This window comes from Tateyamaria sp., assembly GCF_059783535.1.
Genome location: NZ_JBYNDP010000224.1, coordinates 1 through 3151 on the forward strand (window position 1 = coordinate 1; position 3151 = coordinate 3151).

Sequence of the window (3151 nt, forward strand, 5' to 3'; positions counted from 1 at the left end):
AGTGTCAGCTTGTGCGGAGGAATGCGGGCAAGGAACCGGGGGTGTTTGCGCGTGATGGCAAGGTAGACGCCCATTGCGATCACGATCAGCCCCGCACCAATGCGTATTTCGCCTTGGTAATCTATCAGCAATGTCATCATCGAAAACGGCAGCAGAATGCCCAGCATCGCAACGAAATGACCCAGCGACAGGGCGCCCAGAGCAGGCCATAGCGCGCTCCGCCGGCGTTCGAACAGGGCGGAGGAAACGGCAAGGGGCCAGCCCATGCCTGGGTTCAGGCCGTGGTAGAGGCCGGAGAGGATGACGGCGAGCCAGAGGCCCGCCGCCGTCGTCATATCCATCAGACTGATGGGTAGCAGAAGCTGTCGGTCGAACAGTCGCCGCCTTCAAGCCGGATCTGGTGGCTGCGATAGCCTTCCGGGAACTTGGTCCAGAACTTTTCGTCCAGCGTCAGCCCACCATTTTCGCCAACATGGGCCATGACCATCGCCGCGCCGCGCTCACCAGGATAGAACTGATCGTCCCAAGTGGAATAGAGCGAGTTGGTCCAGTAGACGCGTTTGCCATCGCGGCTGATCTCGACCATCTGGGGGCCATAACCAAAGTCCTCGCCATTGGGGTGCTTGGTTTTCTTGACGATGCCGCCAATCTCGACCTTGCCAGCAAGGACCGGGTTCATCGGGTCAGAAACGTCATATTGATGCATTTCGCCAAGGCCCCAACACGCGACATAGAGGTACTTGTCATCAAGGCTCAGGTCGATGTCAGTCACCAGCGGCGGCACGGCACCGAACCCCTTGAGCAAGTCAGGCAGGTCGTCCGCATCAGCAGGCACGGGATCAATAGTGATGGTCTTCTTGGCTTGCCATTCGCCATCATCATCCCGCCACCAGGTAAAGATCGCGCCTTGCAAGTTGGTGGTGTCGACCACCACACCACAGAACCCGTATTCCTTGACCGGATCATGGGCGGGGCGGATTTCTAGCGCCATCTGGTGGTTTTCACCTAGATCAATGGACTTCGTCACTTTGCGCCCGCGCAGGTCCCAGAAGTGGATCGTGTGGCCGTATTTGTTCGACAGCAAATCCTCTGGCACAACACCGTTTTCGAACTGCGGCGGTAGGCCCCATTCGGAACTGACCATGTAATCCCGCGGCAGGTTCCACCAAAAATCATAGTGCTTGTCCTGAATACCCCGGTCCATCTCGTAGCGGCCCAGAATGTCGAAGGTTTCGCAATCCATGATGAAGATACCGGGAGGGCCATCTGTGCCATCCTCGCCACCGCCGCCAAGGGTCGACACATAGATGCCCTCGGGTCCGCAATGGATGGTGTGCGGGCGGGAATAGCCCGTCTTTTCAAACAGTTCTTCAGGCTCGATGATCTTGTGAATCTTGGCCTTGAGCGGTTCCTTTACATCAATGATGTAGATGCGGGATGACCGGATGCCGGGGATGATCAGGTAACGCCGTTCAAGGAATGCGTGGCCAGTTAGTGGCGACAGGGCGGACGAACAGGCGTTCCAGCCAAAATGGTGAAATTCGTCGCCAAGGTTGGGGACGTATAGTTCGTGCACGATCTGGCTGTATGTCTTGCTCTCGGGATCAACATCCACGACAGCCAAACCATCCGGCTTGGTCCCATCTGGGCTGAGCATCAGCGTAAACGCCAGATTCTCGACCGGTGCCTGGATGGCATCATTGGGCGAGGGATAAAATGTGGGGTCGGGTCTCAAATTCATGGCTTCCTCCCTGAAGCATGTGTCAATCAGTGCCGGGCCCCTCGGTTGCCTTTGCGACTTCGTATGGGAGGGATCAGGCGGTCTTGTGCTCCTTTTCTGCGGCCTTTTGGGCGCGGGCTGTGACAACCGAATGGGCCAGTTCCCGCGTGTAGGCTTCTAGTTTAACCAATGTCGCGTCGATCTTGGGCGCGTCCTGCGCCTCGACCGCATCTGCGATGTCCGTGTGCAGCGCCACAATCGCTTCGCGCGACCGGGCGGTGAAGGTGATCATGTTCATCAGGGGCTGCATGGCCTCAACAGCACCGGCAAGCTGATAGCTGAGCACCTTGTTGCCTGCGCCATCCACCAAAGCACGGTGAAAGGTGACATCAGAGGCGCAAAACGCTTCGTCCGTAAGTCCCGGTTGTCCCTGGCGGTGAATTTCGGCACGCATGGTCGCCAGCTGATCAGGGGTGCGGCGCTGTGCGGATAGCGGCGCGCAGGCGCGTTCAAGCGCGTACCGTGCCTCACACGCCACGTCGAAACTGACGGCATTCATCGACAAAAGCAGGGTCGAGGTTGTGACCTGCTGTGCATAGGCATCTTCGAACCGCAGGCGGTTCACGAAGGCACCGCCTGTGGCGCCGCGCTGGGTTCGGATGAGCGATTGCGCCGCGAGTCGCTTTAAGGCCTCGCGCACTGTGGGCCGAGACACGTCGAAATGATCGGCAAGCTCAGCCTCGCTGGGAAGCCGTTGATCGACAATCAAATCACCCGCTATGATGGCATCCCGGATCGCCTTGGCGATCTGTGCCGAAAGATCAACTGTGCTGTCAGGATCAATTTTCATTTGTCATACATTTTAATGTCTGACATTTAATCTGGCAAGTATTGAGTCGCGGTCCAGTCGGGGAGGACACATGCCGCATCTTGTCAGGTCCACACTCTGGCTTGGATTCTTCGTGGCCATTCTCGCCGCTTGGTGGGTCATGTATTCCATGTCGATGGACATGGACCTCGACCTGATCGGGCGTCCGGGCGAGATGGGTGCACGCATGGCTGCGATGGACCCGCGTATGCCCATGTATATGCCGATGGCAAATTTTGGTCCGCTGTTTGCTATGTGGGCCATCATGATGGCGGCGATGATGTTGCCGACGCTGGTACCGACTTTGCGGAGTTACGAGGACTTGATGATTTCCGCGGACGGGACGCGGGCAGGGTGGCTGGGCGTGATCGCGGGATATTCGATTGTCTGGGTCGCTTTTGCGGCCCTCATCACCGCCGTCCAATTGGGCTTGCTTTTTGGTGGCGTCATCGACATGCTCGGCATATCCAAGACCACCACATTTGCGGGCCTGCTGCTGCTGGCCGTTGGTCTGTTTCAATTCACCCGAGCGAAGGAAATCTGCCATGGCGTCTGCCATAGCC

Annotated in this window: 3 protein-coding genes and 1 pseudogene; 1 reads left to right on the forward strand and 3 read right to left on the reverse strand. The window is 57.9% G+C overall.

What is annotated here, in order from left to right; genetic code table 11:
• The 3 genes and pseudogenes from AC6RA8_RS21795 to AC6RA8_RS21805 all read right to left on the reverse strand — a co-directional run.
• Nucleotides 1-341, reverse strand: a pseudogene (locus AC6RA8_RS21795) (hypothetical protein); the annotation flags it as partial.
• Nucleotides 341-1741, reverse strand: a complete 1401-nt coding sequence (locus AC6RA8_RS21800) for a selenium-binding protein SBP56-related protein (protein ID WP_500355843.1) — start codon at nucleotides 1739-1741, stop codon at nucleotides 341-343. The pseudogene AC6RA8_RS21795 and the gene AC6RA8_RS21800, both read right to left, overlap by 1 nt.
• A gap of 73 nt (nucleotides 1742-1814) precedes the next feature.
• Nucleotides 1815-2570, reverse strand: a complete 756-nt coding sequence (locus AC6RA8_RS21805; RefSeq protein ID WP_500355844.1) for a FadR/GntR family transcriptional regulator — start codon at nucleotides 2568-2570, stop codon at nucleotides 1815-1817.
• 70 nt (nucleotides 2571-2640) lie between these two features.
• Between AC6RA8_RS21805 and AC6RA8_RS21810 the strand changes: the two genes are divergently transcribed.
• Nucleotides 2641-3151, forward strand: a 511-nt coding sequence (locus AC6RA8_RS21810; protein ID WP_500355846.1) for a copper chaperone, incomplete at its 3' end; no start/stop codon positions are given.

What these genes read in the sequence shown, in the direction of transcription:
- AC6RA8_RS21805 (WP_500355844.1), bottom strand. Translation starts at nt 2,570, where the DNA reads ATGAAAATTGATCCTGACAGCACAGTTGATCTTTCGGCACAGATCGCC.
- AC6RA8_RS21800 (WP_500355843.1), bottom strand. Translation starts at nt 1,741, where the DNA reads ATGAATTTGAGACCCGACCCCACATTTTATCCCTCGCCCAATGATGCC.